Annotated in this window: 21 protein-coding genes; 19 read left to right on the top strand and 2 right to left on the bottom strand. The window is 35.7% G+C overall.

Going from position 1 to position 21,312, the window contains the following annotated elements; genetic code table 11:
- Window positions 1–14 precede the first annotated feature (14 nt).
- From rfbF to A379_RS04385, 16 genes are read left to right on the top strand one after another with little or no spacing between them, the layout of a single operon-like run.
- Window positions 15–788, top strand: coding sequence for a glucose-1-phosphate cytidylyltransferase (gene rfbF, locus A379_RS04460; RefSeq protein ID WP_040728679.1), 774 nt, complete (start codon window positions 15–17; stop codon window positions 786–788).
- A gap of 3 nt (window positions 789–791) precedes the next feature.
- Window positions 792–1,862, top strand: a complete 1,071-nt coding sequence (gene rfbG / locus A379_RS04455) for a CDP-glucose 4,6-dehydratase (RefSeq protein ID WP_040726093.1) — start codon at window positions 792–794, stop codon at window positions 1,860–1,862.
- A complete protein-coding gene (rfbH, locus tag A379_RS04450; protein WP_040726091.1) occupies window positions 1,849–3,165 on the top strand; it encodes a lipopolysaccharide biosynthesis protein RfbH in 1,317 nt (438 codons plus the stop codon). The genes rfbG and rfbH overlap by 14 nt, the downstream gene beginning before the upstream one ends.
- Window positions 3,165–4,103 carry an NAD(P)-dependent oxidoreductase gene (locus A379_RS04445; RefSeq protein WP_040726090.1) on the top strand — a complete coding sequence of 313 codons (939 nt, stop codon included), beginning with the start codon at window positions 3,165–3,167 and terminating at the stop codon, window positions 4,101–4,103. The genes rfbH and A379_RS04445 overlap by 1 nt, the downstream gene beginning before the upstream one ends.
- The gene (gene rfbC, locus A379_RS04440) at window positions 4,093–4,632 is read left to right on the top strand and encodes a dTDP-4-dehydrorhamnose 3,5-epimerase (protein ID WP_040726089.1); all 540 of its coding nucleotides are present in this window, start codon (window positions 4,093–4,095) and stop codon (window positions 4,630–4,632) included. Before A379_RS04445 ends, rfbC begins: the two co-directional genes overlap by 11 nt.
- Before the next feature lie 4 nt (window positions 4,633–4,636).
- A complete protein-coding gene (locus A379_RS04435; RefSeq protein WP_040726086.1) occupies window positions 4,637–5,911 on the top strand; it encodes a hypothetical protein in 1,275 nt (424 codons plus the stop codon).
- Entirely contained in the window at window positions 5,908–6,891 is a 984-nt protein-coding gene (locus A379_RS12595; RefSeq protein ID WP_051145005.1) for a glycosyltransferase family 2 protein, read from the top strand. The genes A379_RS04435 and A379_RS12595 overlap by 4 nt, the downstream gene beginning before the upstream one ends.
- Before the next feature lie 6 nt (window positions 6,892–6,897).
- On the top strand, window positions 6,898–7,503 hold the full coding sequence (locus A379_RS04425) for an acyltransferase (RefSeq protein ID WP_081696332.1): 606 nt from the start codon (window positions 6,898–6,900) through the stop codon (window positions 7,501–7,503).
- Complete coding sequence (locus A379_RS04420) at window positions 7,493–8,632, top strand: NAD-dependent epimerase/dehydratase family protein (protein ID WP_040726080.1); 1,140 nt, start codon at window positions 7,493–7,495, stop codon at window positions 8,630–8,632. The genes A379_RS04425 and A379_RS04420 overlap by 11 nt, the downstream gene beginning before the upstream one ends.
- Window positions 8,629–9,525, top strand: coding sequence for a glycosyltransferase family 2 protein (locus A379_RS04415; RefSeq protein WP_040726077.1), 897 nt, complete (start codon window positions 8,629–8,631; stop codon window positions 9,523–9,525). Before A379_RS04420 ends, A379_RS04415 begins: the two co-directional genes overlap by 4 nt.
- A complete protein-coding gene (locus tag A379_RS04410) occupies window positions 9,519–10,883 on the top strand; it encodes an O-antigen polymerase (RefSeq protein WP_040726075.1) in 1,365 nt (454 codons plus the stop codon). Before A379_RS04415 ends, A379_RS04410 begins: the two co-directional genes overlap by 7 nt.
- Window positions 10,870–11,919, top strand: a complete 1,050-nt coding sequence (locus tag A379_RS04405) for a glycosyltransferase family 1 protein (RefSeq protein WP_040726073.1) — start codon at window positions 10,870–10,872, stop codon at window positions 11,917–11,919. The genes A379_RS04410 and A379_RS04405 overlap by 14 nt, the downstream gene beginning before the upstream one ends.
- The gene (locus tag A379_RS04400) at window positions 11,916–13,052 is read left to right on the top strand and encodes a glycosyltransferase family 4 protein (protein ID WP_040726071.1); all 1,137 of its coding nucleotides are present in this window, start codon (window positions 11,916–11,918) and stop codon (window positions 13,050–13,052) included. The genes A379_RS04405 and A379_RS04400 overlap by 4 nt, the downstream gene beginning before the upstream one ends.
- Window positions 13,049–14,083, top strand: a complete 1,035-nt coding sequence (gene gmd / locus A379_RS04395; RefSeq protein WP_040728677.1) for a GDP-mannose 4,6-dehydratase — start codon at window positions 13,049–13,051, stop codon at window positions 14,081–14,083. The genes A379_RS04400 and gmd overlap by 4 nt, the downstream gene beginning before the upstream one ends.
- Window positions 14,061–14,933 carry a GDP-mannose 4,6-dehydratase gene (locus A379_RS04390; protein ID WP_051145004.1) on the top strand — a complete coding sequence of 291 codons (873 nt, stop codon included), beginning with the start codon at window positions 14,061–14,063 and terminating at the stop codon, window positions 14,931–14,933. The genes gmd and A379_RS04390 overlap by 23 nt, the downstream gene beginning before the upstream one ends.
- Window positions 14,934–14,936: 3 nt before the next feature.
- Window positions 14,937–16,322 carry a mannose-1-phosphate guanylyltransferase/mannose-6-phosphate isomerase gene (locus tag A379_RS04385; protein ID WP_040726069.1) on the top strand — a complete coding sequence of 462 codons (1,386 nt, stop codon included), beginning with the start codon at window positions 14,937–14,939 and terminating at the stop codon, window positions 16,320–16,322.
- Window positions 16,323–16,360: 38 nt separating this feature from the next.
- On the opposite strand, the gene A379_RS04380 is transcribed toward A379_RS04385, so the two are convergent.
- Both A379_RS04380 and A379_RS04375 read right to left on the bottom strand, forming a co-directional pair.
- Window positions 16,361–17,761 carry an undecaprenyl-phosphate glucose phosphotransferase gene (locus tag A379_RS04380; RefSeq protein WP_040726066.1) on the bottom strand — a complete coding sequence of 467 codons (1,401 nt, stop codon included), beginning with the start codon at window positions 17,759–17,761 and terminating at the stop codon, window positions 16,361–16,363.
- A 139-nt stretch (window positions 17,762–17,900) separates the two neighbouring features.
- Window positions 17,901–18,767, bottom strand: coding sequence for an O-antigen ligase (locus A379_RS04375; protein ID WP_157832340.1), 867 nt, complete (start codon window positions 18,765–18,767; stop codon window positions 17,901–17,903).
- Between the two features lie 606 nt (window positions 18,768–19,373).
- Between A379_RS04375 and A379_RS04365 the strand changes: the two genes are divergently transcribed.
- From A379_RS04365 to A379_RS04350, 3 genes are all read left to right on the top strand, one after another.
- A complete protein-coding gene (locus A379_RS04365) occupies window positions 19,374–19,667 on the top strand; it encodes a GIY-YIG nuclease family protein (RefSeq protein ID WP_040726054.1) in 294 nt (97 codons plus the stop codon).
- Window positions 19,668–20,088: 421 nt separating this feature from the next.
- Window positions 20,089–20,382: a GIY-YIG nuclease family protein gene (locus tag A379_RS04355; protein WP_040726054.1), complete on the top strand. Its 294-nt coding sequence runs from the start codon at window positions 20,089–20,091 to the stop codon at window positions 20,380–20,382.
- A gap of 258 nt (window positions 20,383–20,640) precedes the next feature.
- The gene (locus A379_RS04350; RefSeq protein WP_040726052.1) at window positions 20,641–20,934 is read left to right on the top strand and encodes a GIY-YIG nuclease family protein; all 294 of its coding nucleotides are present in this window, start codon (window positions 20,641–20,643) and stop codon (window positions 20,932–20,934) included.
- Window positions 20,935–21,312 lie beyond the last annotated feature (378 nt).

Genomic DNA, 21,312 nt, shown 5'->3' with positions numbered 1-21,312 from the left:
TAGGAAAACAACCAATGAAAGCAGTCATTTTAGCAGGTGGTCTCGGTACGCGTTTAAGTGAAGAGACTAGTTCTCGTCCAAAACCAATGGTAGAAATTGGCGGTAAACCGATTCTTTGGCATATTATGAAAATGTATTCCGCACATGGAATAAATGATTTCGTGATTTGTTGTGGGTACAAGGGTTATGTGATTAAAGAATACTTTGCCAACTACTTTCTGCATCAATCAGACGTTACGTTTTGTATGAAAGAAAACAGAATGGATGTGCATGAAAAACGTGCTGAACCCTGGACGGTAACACTAGTGGATACTGGTGATGATTCTATGACAGGCGGTCGTTTAGGTCGAGTATCTGAATATATTAAAGACGAAGAGGCTTTTTGTTTTACTTATGGCGATGGTGTTGGCGATATGGATATTTCTAAAACTATCGAATTTCATAAAAAGCATGGTAAGCAAGCAACATTAACAGCAACCTACCCCCCAGGACGATTTGGTGCTCTTGATATAAAAAATGGTCAGGTTAATAGTTTTAAAGAGAAGCCAAAAGGTGATGGAGCCATGATTAATGGTGGCTTTTTTGTGCTTTCACCTAAAGTGTTAGAGCGAATTACGGGTGATAACTGTACTTGGGAGAAGGAACCTCTAATGGGATTGGCAAAAGATAGCCAATTGATGGCATTTGAGCACGAAGGCTTTTGGCAGCCAATGGATACCTTACGCGATAAAAATCATCTCGAAGAACTTTGGCAGTCAGGAAAAGCGCCTTGGAAAAACTGGGAATAAACCATGGTTGATGCAAAATTTTGGCAGGGTAAAAAAGTTTTTCTAACTGGTCATACGGGGTTTAAAGGTGGTTGGTTATCACTTTGGTTAGCTGATATGGGAGCCATCGTAAAAGGCTATGCGTTAAATCCACCAACTACCCCAAGTTTATTTATTGAGGCCAATGTTGCCTTGAATATCGAATCCGAAATTGGCGATATTCGTGACTTTGATCAACTTAAGAAAAGCATGACTGCTTTTAGTCCTGATATCTTAATTCATATGGCGGCTCAACCTTTAGTGCGTTTATCGTATAAAGAACCGTTAGAAACTTATGATACTAATGTTATGGGTACCGCTAAAGTACTAGAAGCAGCAAGAAGTTGTCCACACTTAAAAGCGATTGTTAGCGTAACAACGGATAAATGCTATGAAAACAAAGAGTGGGCATGGGGGTATCGAGAAAATGAACCTATGGGAGGTTTTGACCCTTATAGCAGTTCTAAAGGCTGTGCAGAGCTGGTGACCTCAGCCTACCGTAGATCTTTTATGCAAGAACAAGGAATCGGTCTAGCTTCTGCAAGAGCCGGAAACGTTATTGGTGGTGGAGATTGGGCTGACGATCGATTGATTCCAGATATTCTTAGAGCCTTTGAAAAAGAGCAGTCTGTCATTATTCGCAACCCTGCATCCACTAGGCCATGGCAACATGTTTTAGAGCCTTTATCAGGATACCTAGTTTTGGCACAAAACCTATATCAGAACCCTACAGAGTTTGCGGAGGGCTGGAACTTTGGACCTTTTGATGAAGATGCCAAGCCAGTCGATTGGATACTCAATCATATGGTTCAAAATTGGCAAGGTTCAAAATGGGAACTCGATAAAAATGCTCACCCACATGAGGCAGGATATTTAAAACTGGATATATCAAAAGCCAAATCACGCCTAAACTGGCACCCAACATGGCGATTAGAACAAACTCTTGCCAAAATTATTAATTGGCACCAGGCCTGGTTAAATGAGGCTGATATGCAAAAACTATGCCTAAAAGAAATAAATGAATATATGAGAGATATGAATAATGCAAACCACTGATAACTTAAGACAGCAAATCGCCCAACTCGTTCAACAATACGCAGAGCTTCAATATGCAGAAAAACCTTTTGAAGCCGGGAAAACAGTGGTTCCTCCGTCTGGGAAGGTGATTGGTGCAACTGAATTACAGTATATGGTCGAGGCTTCATTAGATGGTTGGTTGACCACAGGACGTTTTAATGATCAGTTTGAAAAAGAATTGGCTGAATTTATTGGAATTAAGCACCTGATTACGGTTAATTCAGGATCATCGGCAAACTTAGTTGCCTTTAATACCTTAACCTCACCTAAACTAGGCCCACGTGCTATCAAAAAAGGCGATGAAGTGATTGGTGTAGCGGCCGGTTTTCCAACCACAGTAAACCCAATTGTTCAGTTTGGTGCTGTGCCAGTATTTGTGGATGTGGATTTAACAACACATAATATCAATGCCGATCTTATTGAAGCAGCGATTACCCCAAAAACAAAAGCCATTATGTTGGCGCATACTCTAGGTAATCCTTTTAATCTTAAAAAAGTAAAAGAGATTTGTGACAAGCATCATCTATGGTTAATTGAAGATTGTTGTGATGCTTTGGGTGCGGAATTTGATGGCAGAAAAGTTGGAACTTGGGGAGATATCGCCACACTGAGTTTTTACCCTGCACATCACATGACTATGGGTGAAGGTGGAGCAGTTTTTACTAATGATGCCAAACTAGCCTCAATTGCAGAGTCATTTAGAGATTGGGGCCGTGATTGCTATTGCAAGCCTGGATGTGATAACACCTGCGGTACTCGTTTTAACATGCAGCTAGGTTCATTGCCGCAAGGTTATGACCATAAATATACTTATTCTCATCTAGGTTACAACCTAAAAATAACGGACATGCAAGCAGCCTGTGGTTTAGCTCAGTTGAAACGTTTACCTGAGTTTATTGAAAAACGAAATGCTAATTTCGATTACCTAAAAAACCGTTTGGCAACAGTAACAGAATTTATTGAATTAACCGAGCTAACTGAAAATGCTAAGCCTTCTTGGTTTGGATTCCCTATTACGTTAAAAGAAACGGCTGGAGTGAACCGCGTAGATTTAACAAAGTATTTAGACCAAAACAAAATTGGTACCCGCTTATTGTTTGCCGGAAACCTTATCCGTCAGCCATATTTTGAAGGGGTTGAATACCGTGTAGTAGGAGAGCTTACTAATACCGATATTACTATGAATCAAACACTGTGGCTCGGGATTTATCCAGGCTTGGGTAAAGAGCATTTAGATTACATTGCTGAAAAGTTAGAAGAATTTTTTGGTGTAAATTTTTAATGCAAAATTTGCGAACTATTTTATTAACAGGTGCGACAGGGTTCATAGGCAGTCATTTGCTGGAAGCCTTGATTCGGCAAGGTTACTCGGTCGTTGTTCTGAAGCGCTCCACCTCAAACCTTTGGCGAATTGATCATTTAGCAGGACAGTACAAAAGCTACGATGTTGATTTGCAGTCCATATTAGATGTTTTTGACTCTGAAAAAATAGATGTTGTTATCCATTTGGCAACGCTCTATCGTAAATTTGATAATGGTCACGAAGTTGATGAAATGATTCAATCAAATGTTTCTTTTCCGCTTCAGCTTGTTGAGACCGGTGTTCGAAAAGGTGTTAAAGCCTTTATTAATACGGGAACTTTTTTTGAATATGATTGTTCAACTCTACCTGTTAAAGAAACATCAAAAGTATGCCCTTATAATTTTTATGCAAAAAGCAAAATTATTTTTGAAGAGGTTTTAAAAACTTATTCAAGTCAAATAGCGATTAACACATTCAGGCTCTTTTCTCCTTATGGTGAAATGGATAACCATAAGCTTGTTTCAATGATTATCAATAAAGCGATAAATGATGATGTTATTGAGTTATCAGAAGGCCTTCAGAAAATTGATTTTATTTATGTCAAGGATATTGTGCAGGCTTACGTAAAAGCAATTGAGCGATTAAATTCTCGTGATTGGGATGCAGAATATGAAGTGTTTAATTTGGGCTCTGGAATCGCTTTGAGTATCCGGGATTTAGTCTCGGTTGTTGAAGAGTGTTTAGGGCAAAGTGTAAAGAAGATTTGGGGCGAACCTTCGCTTTTGGATATTCCAATTGCATTTGCCGATACTACCAAAATACGTCAAGTATTGGGCTGGGAGCCTGAGTATACAATTCATAAAGGTATAAAAAATACCATTTCTTATTATAAAGAGAATAGTCGGCATGGAAATTAAAGAAACTAATTTAGATGGTGTATTTGAAATAGAGAATAAAGTGTTTGAAGATATTCGAGGGAAGTTTGTTAAAACGTTTCACGAGGATGTGTTTCAATCTCATGGGCTTGAGAGAGATTTTAAAGAAAGCTTTTATTCAACTTCTAAAAAAGGTGTTTTGAGAGGAATGCACTTTCAATTGCCTCCTCATGACCATGCCAAGCTTGTTTATGTTGCCGACGGTGAAATTCTTGATGTTGTCGTTGATATTCGAAAAGAATCACCTACTTTTGGACAACACTTTTCAACAAGGCTTTCATCAGAAAATGCAAAATCTTTATACATGGGTAAGGGCTATGCACATGGCTTTTTAACACTTACAGACTCTGCGACAGTTATTTATCTCACCACTACTTTACATCAACCTGATTATGATAGTGGTATACGCTGGGATAGTTTTGGTTTTGAATGGCCGTCATTCACAGAAGATTTAATAATTTCAAATCGAGATCAAAGTTTTTCACGGTTAAACTTGATAGAGTTAGATTAATAACGTGTTCAAAAAACGGTATAGTTTAATTGCAGCTTGTGTTGTTTTTCTCAATTTACTTATTTTTGTTCTCCAAATAAAAACCTTTGGGACGACATCTATAGCGGACGCATTATTTACATCCATTTTAGTAATTACTGCATTTATGGCGTTTTCGGGTGTTTTGGTGGATCAATTTGTTGTTTTTTACTACAAGAGTGATAACCGGCGGAGTAAAAGAGATTCCCTTTATGTTGCCATGTTTCTTTTGTCGATATTGTATGGAATCGTTTTCTATCTTCTCTTAACAAATTCATTAGATTTAATAAAGTATTTATTCTTCTCACAATTTGATGGGTATATTGAGAACAGTATTTTTCAATTTCTTAAGATTTTATTTTTTGAAATGGCTTTTTGGCCGCTATATATTTTGAATCAGAAGATGTTGAATTCAAAGGCTTATTACTCTGTATCTTATGCATTAAATCTAATACCAAGTTTAGCGTTTTTAATTGGGCTTAGCTTATACTATTTTGGTCAGATATCTTTAGAAGAAGCGTTAATTATCAAGGTTGTTGGAGTATCTTTTGCTTCTGTTGTAAGTTCAATATTTATATTCAATTTTTTTAATATTTCTTTTTATGATGGTTTAGATATTGAAAATAAATTGATCAAAGATTTGATAAAAAGTAGTTTTATGATGAAACTCGGTCATAATATCCATAATTTTCTTGTAATTCCTGTTTTTACAGGTTATTTATCTTCTTTTGGCACGGGAGTGATTTCAAGCTTTTATTATGCGTACAAATCCGTGGTGATTTTACATTCCATTGTTGTTGGGCCTCAAGTAGCAGTTTGTCAAACTGAATTTTCTAAGTTTTATTCAGTGAAGAATATTTTAGGTATAGAGAAAGTTTCTCGAAATTATTATAAATTTTCGTTATTTTTTTATATTTTTCTTTGGTTAGTTGGCTATGCTTTAGTACCTATAATTTTTGAGTTGATAGGAGTAGGCTTTAATTATGCATTGTTTCTTGGGTTTTATGCTTTCCTAGGTTTTTGGTATTTTTTAATAACAGTTGAATCTGTAAGCGTTCTTCTGGCCGTTACCGCCAATAGGTATATCTACTTTATTGGTGTAAATCTGCTGTTTATCGGTTCGTTTTATTTAATAACTAATTTTCTTAGTAGTTATTTAAACTTGTATGCAGTTTTTGTAGCAGTATGTTTGGCTCAGTTTTTTAGTCTATGCCTATATTTTATTATGGCACTTAAAATAAAGAAAGAAATGACTTTATGAGTATGAAAGTTACAGTAGTTATTCCAACGTATAATCGTTCAGGCTATCTGATGGAGGCTGTTGATTCAGTTCTAAGTCAGGATTATGATCATATAGAGTTGATTGTTATTGATAATGCATCTTCTGATAATACTGAGGAGATGTTAAGTTGTCATCAATTACGCGACAGTTTTAAGTATGTAAAGAACGAAGCTAACTTAGGCATGGTTGGCTCATGGTATAAAGCACTTTTTGAATTTGTTAGTGGCGAGTTTTTTTTAATACTTTCGGATGATGATTACCTGATTAATAAGTCGTTTATAAGTCAATGTGTTCATAAAATTCATGATACTGGTGCTAAGTATTGCATATCAAAAGGTTTGGTTAAATATGAGTCTGAAAATACTTTTCATGAAGTTGGTTTAGATTATAGAGAGAATATACCAGTTAGAGAGTTGTTTATTGACAGGTTTACAAATAAATCGTTATTTCCATATGCTCTATGTGGAATACTCTTTCATACTGGTTTTGCAAAGGAATATGGAGCATTTAAGAATGAGTTTAATTTGAATTGTGATTCTGAGTTGTTGCTTGCAACTTCTTTATCATTTAGTGGGTGTTATTTAAATGAGACCAGCTATGTGTATAGGATTCATGATAATAATTTAATACATAAAATGCCTAATGACCCAAAGTTATTTATTTGTGGTTTTGAATTCTATACTTCACCTTTACTTTATGCTTATAAAAATGGACTTATTAATAAAGAAGAGTTTAATTTTTATTTTCACTCCTACATAAAATCTAGGATGCACAAACATTACATGAGAGTAATTGTTCTTTTTCCAGATTACATTGATTTTTACGGGAGTTTTTATTCAGATTTTTTATTATCATTAGATTCTTTTTCACTTCAGAATTTTAGAATCCCCACATTATTGAAAATATTTCCTAAAGGATTTTTGAGATTTTTATACAAAATAAAGCTAGTCAGAGGGTAGTGTGTGATGTTCAAGTTAATTAAGTATCTTAATGTTTTTTATCATACTTTTTTTATAAGGAGAAAATACGGTTCTATTGGTAAGAATGTTAGAGTCTGGGCTCCTTTATATATGACCGTTAATAAAGTGTTTCTGGGAAATAATGTTTATATCTGGCCTGGTTCAAGAATAGAAGTAGTTTCACAGTTTAAAGGGCAATTTTTCGATGCGTCAATTACTTTTGAAGAAGGTGTTAGCTTACAGCAAAGATGTCATATAACTTCAGCAGGGAAGCTTGTTATTGGCAAATATACGGCAATTCTTTTTGATGTAATGATCACAAATATTGACCATGAATACCATCAAATCGGTGTTCCCGTGGCTAATCAGTCGTTAATTATAAAAGAGACGCAGATTGGCGAGAATTGCTTTATCGGTAGTGGTGCGAAAATTCAGGCAGGAACAATTTTAGGAAAGCAATGTATTGTAGGTACTAATGCTGTTGTGCGTGGTGTATATCCTGATTACTGTGTAATTGTTGGCGTACCCGCAAAAATTGTTAAACGCTACAATTTCAATACAGCACAGTGGGAAAGAACGAATGCAAAGGGGGAATTTTTAAGTGAGCTTTAAGAGGATTTTAATTACTGGTGGTGCTGGATTTATTGGTTCTAATTTGGCATTAAAACTATTGTCTAAAGGTTACAGTGTAACCGTTTTAGACAATTTGTCACCTCAAATTCATGGTGAGGATACAAGTAAATCACCTTTGTATAATTCTATTAAATACAAGGTGGAGTTTATCAAAGGGACGGTATTATCATACGAAGACTGGAAACGTGCATTGGTCGGTGTCGATGTTGTGGTGCATCTAGCAGCTGAAACCGGCACAGGGCAGTCGATGTATGAGATTGAGAAGTACACCGATGTCAATATTAAAGGTTCTTCAATTTTTCTTGATATTTTGGCAAATGAGGAACACTCTGTTAAAAAAATGGTTGTAGCCTCTTCACGTTCTATTTATGGTGAAGGCAAATATCTATGTAACGAACATGGAATTGTTTATCCGTCCGAGCGAACGGATGCTGATCTGTCGCAAGGTAAATTTGATTGTAAATGCCCACATTGTGGAAGTAATGTTAGACTGCTGCCAACTGATGAAACCAGTTTAATTCACCCTTCATCCATTTATGGCATTACGAAGCAGGTGCAAGAACAAATGTTTTTGGTGATGGGGAAATCGTTAGGGATTCCTGCTGTAGCTTTACGCTATCAAAACGTTTATGGCACAGGACAATCGCTTTCTAATCCTTATACTGGCATTCTTTCTATTTTTTCAACTCGTATTAAAAATGAGAACCCCATCACTATTTTTGAAGATGGCATAGAAAGTCGTGATTTTGTATATGTAGATGATGTTGTTGATGCAACTATTTTGGCTATTGAAAAAGAGGAAGCCAATTTTGAAGTATTTAATGTTGGGCTAGGTGAAGCGGTAGATGTGCTAAGAGTTGCAAATACCCTTAAAAAATCCTATGGATCAGATGTTGAGATCAGTGTATCCGGCAATTATCGATTAGGTGATATTCGCCATAACTATGCAGATTTAACCAAAATTCAAACTAAATTAGGCTTTATACCTAAAATTTCATTTGAGCAAGGTATCTCTGAATTCACAGCTTGGGTAAATGAGCAACAAGTTCATGCTGATACTTATGACAAAAGTGTAACGGAAATGAAAGCAAAAGGATTATACAAATGAGTGAAGTTAATCCAAAAATTGGCCTTGTCACCGTACTGTATAATGGAAAGGAAGTATTGCCAGAGTTTTTTGAAAGTCTAGCTAAACAAACTTATAAAAATTATGTGCTATATGTTATTGATAACTCTCCAAATGATGAAGCACTAGATTTGGCTAAAATACTAGCTAAAAAATATGCAATACCAACTGAATTTATTAAAAATAATGCAAATCTAGGTGTAGCAAAGGGCAATAATCAAGGTATCGAATTATCTCTTGCTGCTAGTTTCAGCTTTGTTTTACTTCTCAATAATGATATCGATTTTGAAGGTAATGTCATTGAAAATATGGTGCGCTATGCGGTAGAGCATAATGAAAACATTGTTGTCCCTAAAATTTATTATGCCGGAACTAATAAGATTTGGATGGCAGGAGGGGATTTTAGCATGCTACGTGGAACGATGGTACATCGTGGTGACCAAGAAGAAGATATTGGTCAATACAATAAGATAGGGTATGTTAGTTATGCTCCTACTTGCTTCATGCTTATTAATTCAACTTTATTTAGTGATGTTGGAATGATGGATGAAAAATATTTTGTTTATTATGATGATTCAGATTGGATATGGAGAGCAAAAATTCTAGGGTATAAAGTTTTATATTTACCCGAAGTGACAGTAAATCATCAAGTCAGTTTTTCTACTGGAGGTTCAGAGAATGACTTCACATTGTTTTATGGAAATAGAAATAGACTATATTTTATTCTCAAGCACTTTAACTATAAGTTTTTTATACCATTAATGTTTTATTTATTAAGTAGAGTTTTTAAATATTTTTCTCTTTCAAAGAAAAAAAAGGGAATTCTTTTAAAGGCAATAAAAAAAGGTAGCAGGTTAAACAGCAAACAATGTTAACTATTCCGGGAACTTTTTTTTTGTTTGTGTGGCTGTATTCTTTTTTTAAAAGAGATGTTCTTTTTTTTGCTTTATTGTTAGCAGCGATAATGCAAGGAAGTTCTGCATTTGTTCTCGGTTCCATTAACTTACCTGTCTTTGCATTTATCCAAGTTCTGATTATTATTCGTTATTTCGTTCTTTGGCTAATTGCAAAAAAAACAAAATTTGAATTGCCATTTTTAATAGGGAAAATCTTTCCTTTAATGGTATTTTTTTTTCTATCAACTGTAATTTTTACACTTTTATCCACAGTTTTTTTTTCAGGGATTCCAGTTTTAAGTCCTAAGTTAGGAATAGATAATCAATATCAATATCCTCAAGGTATATTAGCTTTATCAGTTTCAAACTTTGCGCAGCTAATGTATCTGTTTTTGAATATCTCTACTGTTCTGTTTGTAGCAAATTATGTATTGACTAAAACAAATAAGTTTAATATCAGGCGCATCTTTTGGATGTTTTTCGGTGTTACTGTAGTTTTATATGCTTATCAATATGTATTTTTGTTTCATGGTGAAAATAGTACATTAATTGATGCTTTTTTTTTCAATAATACTTCTTATGCGATTTCAAATACACAAAGTTTTTCGCTTATGCCAAGATTTTCAGGTTCATTTTTGGAGCCATCGATGGCAGGATTGTTTTTGTCCTCCTTATCAGCTTCATTAGCCGTTGTTTGGTTTTTCTTGGCAAAAAGAGAGAGAAATAATGAATTGCTTATGTTTTTTATATTGTCCTTTGCATTATTATTAGCTACTACCTCTTCGGTAGGGTTTATTTCATTTTTTATTGTTAGCTTATTAGCTTTGTTAGTCTTTATTTGGAAGAGGTGGTTTAGGAGTAAGTATCAATATTTTATGATTTTTGTAGCTGTGTTTTTTACGTTAGTAATCATAGTAACTTTCTTTAAAGAGTTCGAAGTGTTATTTAATTTTGCTTTATTTGATAAGTTTGAATCAGACTCTTATATACATCGTTCCTATTCAAATGTTTATTCTATAAACTTATTTTTTGAAACTTATGGTATGGGTGTGGGTTTAGGTAATAACAGGCCTTCAAGTGCTATTTTTTACTTGCTAAGTAATATTGGTTTAGTTTCAATCTTATTGTTATATATAATTTGGCGGGTACTTAAACACTCTATTAGTTATATGAACTCAGTTCCCGTTTTATTTTTTTTAGTTTTTACAGTAACTGTTCTAATTAATATGTTCTTTGCAGTTCCAGATTTAAACCTTTCTTTTCTTTGGTTGAGTCTTGGGTTTCTAATAGGTTTTATCGATTTAAGAATTTTAGAGAAAAGAAATGATTTTTATTAATGCAAGGTTTTTATCTCAGAACATAACAGGTGTTCAGAGATATGCTATTGAAATTTCAAGACAATTAAAGAAAAGTGGTTCTGCAGTTCGTTTTTTAGCACCCAAAAATATCATACATTTGGATTTAGCTGAAGAGTTTAATGCTGAGATACTAGGCACTTTAACAGGCCATTTGTGGGAGCAGATTGAGTTACCTCGTTATTTAAAAAAGCATGGAAATCCTTTATTACTAAATTTATGTAATACGGCACCATTACTTTATGAGAATAAGGTAGTTACTTTGCATGATATTGCTTTTGAGCGGTATCCGCAGACTTTTTCATGGAGGTTTCGATATGCTTATCAGTTTGCGATGCCACGCATTGCAAAAACTTCAAAGAAGTTATTAACAGATAGTAATTTTTCTAAAAATGAAATTTCTGATGTTTATGGAGTTGATAATAATAAAATTGAAATTGTTCATTGTGCTGTTTCTGCAAACTTTCAGCCTGTTGCCCCTGAAGAACGGCTTGAAAAATATATTCTTGCTGTGTCTTCCATTAATTATCAAAAGAATTTTCGTGCGTTAATTCAAGCCTTTAATTTGCTGAATAATAAAAGCATAAAACTATATTTAGTGGGCGCCCTTAATAAAAATTTTGCTGATCATAAGCTTGTTGAGGATATAGAAAGAAATCCTAATATTCAATTCATGGGTCGTGTTGATGATGATGAGCTTGTAAGGCTGTATTCCAATGCACAATGTTTTGTTTATCCCTCGTTATATGAAGGTTTTGGAATCCCTCCTTTAGAGGCACAGGCTTGTGGTTGCCCTTGTATTGTTTCAAATGCAGCTAGTTTGCCCGAGGTTTGTGACGATAGTGTTGTTTATTGTGATCCTTACGATATTGAGGATATGGCGCGTCAGTTGGAGTTTGTTTTATCAGATCAGGTTTTAAGAGATGCGTTAATACAAAAGGGATTTAAAAACGTTAAACGGTTTAGTTGGGAAAAGTCTGCAAAACAGATTCTAAAAATAATAAAAGAGAATACATGAAAGTAGCGATCATTCATGACTGGTTAGTCACTTACGCTGGCGCAGAGCGTGTCCTAGAGCAAATGCTTAAAGTATATCCTGATGCTGATTTGTTCAGCACGGTTGATTTTATACCTGAGGGCGAGCGGGGGTTTATCTTAAATAAAGAGGTTAAAACTTCATTTATTCAAAAATTACCCAAAGCAAAAACAAAATATCGTAGTTATTTACCATTCATGCCATTAGCCGTAGAGCAGTTCGATTTGTCTGCGTATGATTTGGTAATTTCGTCTTCTCATGCTGTTGCTAAAGGTGTAATAACAGGCCCAGATCAGTTTCATATTTGCATGTGTTATTCGCCAATAAGATATGCATGGGACTTGCAGCACCAGTATTTAAAAGAATCGGGATTGGACAGGGGGTTCAAAGGATTTTTGGCAAAATGGTTTTTGCATAAAATTCGAATTTGGGACTTGAGGGCAGTAAATGGTGTAGATAAGTTTATTGCTATATCCCAATTTATAGAGCGAAGAATTGATAAAGTTTACAGAAGAGGCTCTGTTGTTATCTATCCGCCTGTTTACATAAATGATTTTGAACAGGCGACTAAACAAACTGAAGATTTTTATTTCACTTCTTCTCGAATGGTGCCTTACAAAAAAATTGATTTAATTGTTGAAACATTTTCAAAAGCTCTCCCAGAAAAGAAGCTTGTCGTGATAGGTGATGGTCCGGATTTTAAAAAGATTCAAAAACTGGCCGGTGCGAATGTAACCTTAATGGGGTATCAACAATTTGATGTTTTGAAAGAGCATTTATCAAAAGCAAAAGCGTTTATTTTTGCAGCGGAAGAAGATTTTGGTATTGCCCCCTTAGAGGCTCAAGCAAGTGGTACGCCTGTTATTGCTTTTGGGAAAGGTGGTGCACTTGAAACGATCAATGGTTTAGAAGCAGAACAACCAACAGGCTTGTTTTTCAGAGAACAAACTATTGAAGCTATAGCTGAAGCAGTTAAGCTTTTTGAATTAAATTCATCAAAAATAACACCTAAAAATTGTGTGTCGAATGTGCAAAGATTCAGCGATGAAAGATTTAGAAAAGAATTTGAAAATTACGTAGAAATAGAATATCAAAAGTGGAAAAAGCAATTATGAAAAAAGCAATTATTACGGGTGTAACAGGACAAGATGGTGCCTATCTATCGCAACTATTGTTAGAAAAAGGTTATGAAGTTTATGGCACTTTTAGACGCACGGCCTCTGTTAATTTTTGGCGTATTGATGAACTCGGAATTAAAAACCACCCTAACTTGCATTTGATTGAATACGATTTAACCGATCAATCTAATAGTATTCGAATGGTGTCCGAGATTCAGCCAGATGAAATTTATAATTTAGCGGCACAAAGTTTTGTGGGAGTTTCTTTTGCTCAGCCCCTTGCCACAGCGCATATTACAGGTTTGGGTGCGGTGCATTTATTAGAAGCCATTCGAATTGTTAATCCTAAGATTAAGTTTTACCAGGCCTCTACCTCTGAGATGTTTGGTGAAGTTCAAGCTGTACCTCAAGTTGAGTCAACACCATTTTATCCAAGAAGCCCATATGGCGTAGCTAAGCTCTATGCACACTGGATGGTCATCAATTACCGTGAATCTTACGACATCTTTGGTTGCAGCGGCATTTTGTTCAATCACGAATCACCATTAAGAGGGCAAGAATTTGTTACCCGTAAAATTACGGATACCGTTGCTAAGATTAAACTGGGTATTCAAGAGCAGCTTGAACTTGGGAACATGGATGCTAAGCGTGATTGGGGTTTTGCTAAAGAGTATGTTGAAGGTATGTATTTAATGATGCAAGCTGATAAACCCGATACTTTTGTTTTATCCACCAACAGAACTGAAACCGTTCGTAACTTTGTACGATTGGCTTTTAAAGCGGTTGATATAAACATCGAATTTCAAGGTTCGGATGAAAACGAAATTGGTATTGATGCTGCGACAGGCAAAACCCTAGTAAAAGTGAATCCTAAATTTTATCGTCCTGCTGAAGTTGATCTTCTTATTGGTGATGCTCAAAAAGCGAAAGAAATTTTAGGTTGGTCTCCAAAAACCACTTTAGAGGAGCTGTGTGCAATGATGGTTAAAGAAGATATGAGAAGAAATGAAGCTGGTTTCTCATTTTAATATGGTTCTTATTACTGGATTAGATGGTTTTACAGGTCAATACCTTAAATCTGACTTAGAGCTTAATGGATTTAATGTTATTGGGTTACAAGCCGATTTAACGGATCGTGAAGCGGTAATTAGTGAGATTCTAAGACTAGAACCGAATTACGTTGTGCATCTTGCAGGGATTTCTTTTGCGGCTTCTGAAGATGTTGCTTCTATTTATTCTGTTAATGTGTCTGGCACGGTAAATCTATTAGACGGATTATCTCAGCTAAACCATTCACCTAAAAAAGTGATTTTAGCCAGCAGTGCGACAGTGTATGGCAATGTAACTGATTCGGTATTATCAGAATCAATTTGTCCTAAACCGATTAGTCATTATGGGTGCAGTAAATTGGCCATGGAGCATATGGCTCAAAATTATACAGATAAATTTCCATTAATCATTACGCGTCCATTTAATTATACGGGCATTGGCCATGCAGAGCATTTTCTAATCCCTAAAATTGTTAAAGCCTATCAAGATAAAAAAATGGTTATTGAGTTAGGTAACTTAGATGTTTCACGTGAGTTTAATGATGTGCGTGATATCTGTAAGATTTATAAGAGCTTACTTTTTAATAGTGACCAATCACAGACCGTCAACTTGTGTTCTGGAAAGACAATTAGTTTGATGACAATTATTGAGTTAATGAATGTGATTGCTGGGTTCAAACTGAAAGTTAAAGTTAATCCTTCGTTTGTCCGTGCAAATGAAATTAAAGACTTATCTGGTGATACTCAATTATTAGAAAAAATGGTTCAACCTGAATTTAATTATGGCATCAAAGAGACATTACGTTGGATGTATGAAAATAGCGAATAATTTATGATAAACATGATTCTATGCGGCGGTTCTGGAACACGCCTTTGGCCTTTGAGCCGTACTATGTTGCCTAAGCAATTTGTGCGTTTATTTAATAACCGCTCTTTGTTTCAAGATACGGTGTTAAGAAATCAGTCTGTGTGTTCTCATGCGTTTGTGGTGTCTAATAATGAACAGTATTTTTTGGCGGTGGATCAGTTAGACCAGATTGATTCTCACTCGGCTCAATTTTTATTAGAACCCGTTGGCCGTAATACTGCCCCTGCGATTGCGTTGGCGTGTATGGCGTTGGATTCGGATGATTTGGTGTTTGTCACCACTTCTGACCATTTAGTAAAAGACCAAGCCGCTTATGAAGCCTCAATTGCAGAAGCTAAAGCCTTAGCGGAACAAGGTCATTTAGTAACCTTTGGCATTAAACCGACTTACCCTGAGGTGGGCTTTGGTTATATTGAAGCGAATGGCCATGACGTTTTATCATTTAAAGAAAAACCCGATGCCGATACTGCACAATCGTATATTGACCAAGGCAATTATTATTGGAATTCGGGCATGTTCTGTTTTAAAGCCGGTGTGTTTTTGGACGAGCTTAAACAATATGCGCCAGAAATGTACCAGGCCTGTGAAAATGCCATGCCTAAAGACGGTTGTGAATCTGAAATTCGCATTGATATGGATGCGATGAATGCTATACCAGAAGACAGTATTGATTATGTGGTAATGGAACAGTCACAAAAGGTAAAAGTCGTACCTTGTGATATGGGTTGGTCTGATCTTGGCAGTTTTGATGCTTTGTATGATGAAGTAAAACAACCAGGCCTGAAAAACGCGGTGTTATCGCGTTTGGATGATTCACCCGAACCGATTTGTATTGATTCAACTAATAATTTAATTGTGGCAGGTGAACGCCAAATTGCCTTAGTGGATGTAGAAGACCTCTTAGTGGTAGATACCTCGGATGCGATTTTAATCTCTAAAAAAGGTAGCTCACAAAAAGTAAAAGCGGTTGTTGCTCAAATCAAAAAACAAGCCCCTGAATTAACTGAAATTCATCGCCTGGCTTTCCGTCCTTGGGGTTCTTATGAAGTCTTAGTTAACACCGAAGGCTATAAAGTAAAACGCATTATTGTTAAGCCTGGTGGTCGTTTGTCGCTACAAAAGCACTTTCACCGCAATGAGCATTGGATTGTGGTGTCAGGTACTGCCACGGTTACGGTGGATGATAATCGTTGTTTGGTTCGACCTAATGAATCAACCTATATAAAAATGGGCCAAACACACCGTTTAGAAAACCAAGGTAAAATTGACTTGGTAATGATTGAAGTTCAAGTCGGTGAATACACAGGTGAAGATGATATTGTTAGAATTGATGATATTTATGGAAGATAACAAATTAGATAAAATATGATGTTGTAAATGCCTACAACTTAGTAGGCATTCTTGTTTATAAAGCCTTTAAAAATCGTAAGAATGATAATTCTTATATCAAACCATAATGTCCAATTGTTAATATAGTGAAGATCGAATTCGATACGTTTTTCCATTTTTTCTAAGGTATCTGTTTCTCCTCTCCAGCCATTGATTTGTGCCCATCCCGTAATACCTGGCTTTACTAAATGACGTTGCATATATTTAGGAACGATTTTTCGGTATTCTTCGTTGTGTGCAATAGCATGTGGTCTGGGGCCAACGATGCTCATTTTGCCTTGTAGTACATTAATAAACTGAGGAAGTTCGTCAAGGCTCGTTTTCCTTAGAAAAGCTCCTAATGGAGTTATGCGAGTATCACCTTTGATTGCTTGTTTTACGATAGAGCCGTTATCTTGGGTTGTCATTGATCTAAATTTATAGACCTTAATCTCTTTACCATTTAAACCATAGCGTTTTTGTTTGAATATGACTGGCCCTGACGAAGTCAGTTTTATGGCAATAGAGATAACAAGTAAAATAGGGCTAATTAATATTAGTATGAGCAATGATAGTAAGACATCTTCAAGTCGTTTAATAAGCAGAGAAGAGTTACAACTAAGCGGTGTATCAAAGACACTGAATACAGGCATGCCTTTTATATCTTGCATCTTGGCATGCATTAAATCAAAGGTAAAAAGGTCGGGTACGTATTTTACAATGGCTGTTGTATCTGTAAGTTCGTCTAGTAGGTGTTTGATTTTTAGATCAGCCCCCAAAGGAAGGCAGATGTATATTTCATCATACTTTATGTTTTTAGTATCTTCTGCAACAACTTCAATTGAACCAATCACAGGGATATCATTTATTTTTTGATTAAGTATTTTTGGGTTATCATCGTAAAAAGCGGTGACTTTATACCCCATCCAAGGGTTTTCATTAATATTCTTGGCTAGTTGCTTACCAATTTTTCCAGCTCCTATTATGGCTATTTTTTTATGACTTTGGGCTGATTTTCGAAGGTAAATTAAGGCGAGTCTAATTGCTATGCGGTAGGCGATTAAACTAAACATAACGAATATGGCCCAACTTGTTACCGCAAGCCTAGAATAATTTGCGGTATCTTTGTACCAAAAGGCTAAGATAATAAGAATTGTCCAGGTTATTAACCAGGCCTGCATGATTAATTTGGCACTTTGAAATATGGAGCGACCTCTCCAACTTGTATAAACCCCAGTAAATTGAGAAGTTAGTAGGAGTAAGACTCCTGCACTAGTTCCCATGATTTGATAGCGTTCATGGAAAGGAGTATTAAAAAGTAAAGTAATTAATGAAAGTAATATGAAAGGAAGTACTAAATCAATAGCTCGGTGAAGATTAACAAAAATAGAGCGGTCGGGGAATATTTGCAAAAGTAACACCTAAATTAAACGAAAAATGAATTAACAGTTCGTATTATAGCTTAGAGTTTAAATAATAGAATTTTAATATTTCAGCTAGAATTAGGTAATACAGTAAGAAAACCTATAGAGAAATTAATCAAGCTCAAAATCTAATTGTTTATATTTTAGAGATTCTCTCTTCTCTGTTTCTTTGATTGATAAAAAATATTAAATAGCTAAGCATTAAGTAAAAAGCAATGGAACCAAGTTTTGAGCTTAAGAAAGATTCTGATAATGAAAAGTCAAGGTAGCAGAATAGTAAAGTGATTCCCGCTAGTCCGATAGATTTTATTTCTGGGTTATTATTTTTGATGGCTTTTTTAAATATTTTAGTAAGCCAAACAAAGAAGATTATATAGAAAAGTATACCAATTACCCCCATGCCTGAAAGAATCCCTAAGTACTCATTGTGGCTATGTTTGTAGCTAATTAGGTTTTCGGGATAAAGCCCAGGAACTTCTTGAATTAATGCCATTTTATAGGCATAGAATTCTCCGACACCGATTCCAAAAAAAGGATTTGATAAAAATGCAGTAATGGCAATTTTAAAGAAAACAAGTCTGCTTCCTAAAGAGCCACCAGCCCAGTTAGGGTTTTCAATTAGATTTTCTATTTCTATTAATGCAGTGCTTAGTCTTTGGTGAACGGGGTTCTCTGTTCCAAAGATAATGCCTAGAATAATTAAGAATACAGCGATTGTTGTAAAAATAAGTGTTTTGCGCTGTGCTTTGGGAGTCATAAGAATAAATAGCAAAGGGATTGTTAAAAGAGCAATCCAACCACCACGACTTCCTGAGTATAGGCTGGCTGTTATTCCTAGAATTCCACCTAAAATAAGGAAAGTAAATTGTAATTTTTCTTTTTTAAAATACAGAAATGAAAAGCTGAGTGAAAGAAGGCCGAATAGCATCGCTAGATCACCAAATATAATTGGGGCTCCGTGTGTTCGATGGTAGCGAGGCATTTCTGATGGGATATCTATCAATAGTGTTATTAGCCCCGCAGCAATCGCAGCAAGAAGTATTGAATTTACGAGAAATTTGATGTTTGTAATCTTTAGATAATACAAGATAGGCAGTATTAAAAGGGGAGCTAATGATTTGAATTGGGTTTCAATGGCTCCTGCAAAGCGGGTGTGTTCGGGATGTTGCTGGAAAAAACCTAATAAAGCTAATAAGAATGCAAAAAGACCAAATAGAATTAACTGTTCTTCGATTTTACTAAATGTTTTACCTTGATGATTAAACCATAAAGTAAAACCGCCACGTCATCCTGACGGAGGTCAGGATCTTGGTTTGGAGATTCTGAAACAAGTTCAGGGTGACAGTGTGGTGGTTGGAGATCCTGAAACGAAGAACTCGACGCCTGAAGGGTGAAGTGGAGAAACTCGTTCAGGAAATGAGTTTTGAGATCCTGAAACAAGTTCAGGATGACAGTGTGGGGTTGAGGTTAGGAACAACAATGTTGCTCATCCAGCGTATGTCAATAAACCAACTGCCACGTCATCCTGACGTAGTTAAAGAGCTAACCCTTATGTCATCCTGACGAAGGTCAGGATCTTCTTATACTGGATGCGGAAAAGTAATTTTTTATGAAACAGCCAGCAGTTTATATTCTGTCAAGTCAGTCTAATGATGTTTTGTATATAGGCGTGACTTCAAATTTAGTGCAACGTATTTACCAGCATAAAAATCATTTAGTTGAAGGTTTTACTAAAAAATATAATGTTGATAAGTTGGTTTATTTTGAATTTCATGAAGAAATGAGTGCAGCTATCCTCCGTGAAAAACAGTTAAAGAACTGGCATCGTGAATGGAAAAATAATTTGATTTTAGAAATGAATCCCGATTGGACGGATTTGTGGAATCAAATTGTTGGGTTGTAAAGAGGCTGTGCAGTTTATTAAATATACTTTGGAGTTCCTTAAGCATGTTCAGGATGACAGTGTGGTGGTTGGAGATCCTGAAACAAGTTCAGGATGACGGTGTGAGGTTGAGATTAGGAACAACAATGTTGCTCATCCAGCGTGGGTCAATAAACCAACCGACACGTCATCCTGACGGAGGTCAGGATTTTGGTTTGGAGATTCTGAAACAAGTTCAGAATGACGATTTGGTACTTTATGCTATACATAAAAATAACGTTTCTTATCCTCGTGTAGTAAAAAAATAAACCGACATGTCATTCTGACTTAGGTTAAGAAATAAACCGACATGTCATCCTGGCGTAGGTCAATAAACCAACCGCCAAGTCATCCTGACGAAGGTCAGGATCTTCTTATACTGGATGCGGAAAAGTAATTTTTTATGAAACAGCCAGCAGTTTATATTCTGTCAAGTCAGTCTAATGATGTTTTGTATATAGGCGTGACTTCAAATTTAGTGCAACGTATTTACCAGCATAAAAATCATTTAGTTGAAGGTTTTACTAAAAAATATAATGTTGATAAGTTGGTTTATTTTGAATTTCATGAAGAAATGAGTGCAGCTATCCTCCGTGAAAAACAGTTAAAGAACTGGCATCGTGAATGGAAAAATAATTTGATTTTAGAAATGAATCCCGATTGGACGGATTTGTGGAATCAAATTGTTGGGTTGTAAAGAGGCTGTGCAGCTTATTAAATATACTTTGGAGATCCTTAAGCAAGTTCAGGATGACAGTGTGGGGGTTGGGGTAAGTCGAGAAACAAGTTCAGGGTGACAGTGTGGGGTTGAGGTTAGGAACAACAATGTTGCTCATCCAGCGTGGGTCAATAAACCAACTGCCACGTCATCCTGACGTAGTTAAGGAGCTAACCCTTATGTCATCTTGACGAAGGTCAGGATCTTCTTATACTGGATGCGGAAAAGTAATTTTTTATGAAACAGCCAGCAGTTTATATTCTGTCAAGTCAGTCTAATGATGTTTTGTATATAGGCGTGACTTCAAATTTAGTGCAACGTATTTACCAGCATAAAAATCATTTAGTTGAAGGTTTTACTAAAAAATATAATGTTGATAAGTTGGTTTATTTTGAACTTCATGAAGAAATGAGTGCAGCTATTCTCCGTGAAAAACAGTTAAAGAATTGGCATCGTGAATGGAAAAATAATTTGATTTTAGAAATGAACCCCGATTGGACGGATTTGTGGAATCAAATTGTTGGGTTGTAAAGAGGCTGTGTGGCTTATTAAATATACTTTGGAGATCCTGAAACAAGTTCAGGATGACGGTGTGAGGTTGAGATACATAGAGACGGTACCCAAAGGTACCGTCCCTTTTTTATTGTCCTTTTTTATTATTCTTACCAAAAACAAACCTCACGTCATCCTGACTAAGGTCAATAAACCAACCGCCACGTCATCCTGACGAAGGTCAGGATCTTGGTTTGGAGATTCTGAAACAAGTTCAGAATGACGGTGTGGTACTTTATGCTATACATAAAAATAACGTTTCTTATCCTCGTGTAGTAAAAAAATTAACCGACATGTCATCCTGACTTAGGTTAAGAAATAAACCGACATGTCATCCTGGCGTAGGTCAATAAACCA

This window comes from Thiomicrorhabdus sp. Kp2 (assembly GCF_000478585.1).
Classification (GTDB): domain Bacteria; phylum Pseudomonadota; class Gammaproteobacteria; order Thiomicrospirales; family Thiomicrospiraceae; genus Thiomicrorhabdus.
The sequence above is the reverse complement of the archived record's forward strand: the minus strand, read 5'-3'. Positions and strand labels throughout refer to the sequence as shown.

Coding starts and splice junctions, on each gene's coding strand:
- rfbG (WP_040726093.1), top strand. CDS start 792: ATGGTTGATGCAAAATTTTGGCAGGGTAAAAAAGTTTTTCTAACTGGT.
- A379_RS12595 (WP_051145005.1), top strand. CDS start 5,908: ATGAGTATGAAAGTTACAGTAGTTATTCCAACGTATAATCGTTCAGGC.
- rfbC (WP_040726089.1), top strand. CDS start 4,093: ATGGAAATTAAAGAAACTAATTTAGATGGTGTATTTGAAATAGAGAAT.
- A379_RS04425 (WP_081696332.1), top strand. CDS start 6,898: ATGTTCAAGTTAATTAAGTATCTTAATGTTTTTTATCATACTTTTTTT.
- rfbF (WP_040728679.1), top strand. CDS start 15: ATGAAAGCAGTCATTTTAGCAGGTGGTCTCGGTACGCGTTTAAGTGAA.
- A379_RS04355 (WP_040726054.1), top strand. CDS start 20,089: ATGAAACAGCCAGCAGTTTATATTCTGTCAAGTCAGTCTAATGATGTT.
- A379_RS04410 (WP_040726075.1), top strand. CDS start 9,519: ATGTTAACTATTCCGGGAACTTTTTTTTTGTTTGTGTGGCTGTATTCT.
- A379_RS04390 (WP_051145004.1), top strand. CDS start 14,061: ATGAAGCTGGTTTCTCATTTTAATATGGTTCTTATTACTGGATTAGAT.
- A379_RS04365 (WP_040726054.1), top strand. CDS start 19,374: ATGAAACAGCCAGCAGTTTATATTCTGTCAAGTCAGTCTAATGATGTT.
- A379_RS04350 (WP_040726052.1), top strand. CDS start 20,641: ATGAAACAGCCAGCAGTTTATATTCTGTCAAGTCAGTCTAATGATGTT.
- rfbH (WP_040726091.1), top strand. CDS start 1,849: ATGCAAACCACTGATAACTTAAGACAGCAAATCGCCCAACTCGTTCAA.
- gmd (WP_040728677.1), top strand. CDS start 13,049: ATGAAAAAAGCAATTATTACGGGTGTAACAGGACAAGATGGTGCCTAT.
- A379_RS04385 (WP_040726069.1), top strand. CDS start 14,937: ATGATAAACATGATTCTATGCGGCGGTTCTGGAACACGCCTTTGGCCT.
- A379_RS04415 (WP_040726077.1), top strand. CDS start 8,629: ATGAGTGAAGTTAATCCAAAAATTGGCCTTGTCACCGTACTGTATAAT.
- A379_RS04445 (WP_040726090.1), top strand. CDS start 3,165: ATGCAAAATTTGCGAACTATTTTATTAACAGGTGCGACAGGGTTCATA.
- A379_RS04400 (WP_040726071.1), top strand. CDS start 11,916: ATGAAAGTAGCGATCATTCATGACTGGTTAGTCACTTACGCTGGCGCA.
- A379_RS04405 (WP_040726073.1), top strand. CDS start 10,870: ATGATTTTTATTAATGCAAGGTTTTTATCTCAGAACATAACAGGTGTT.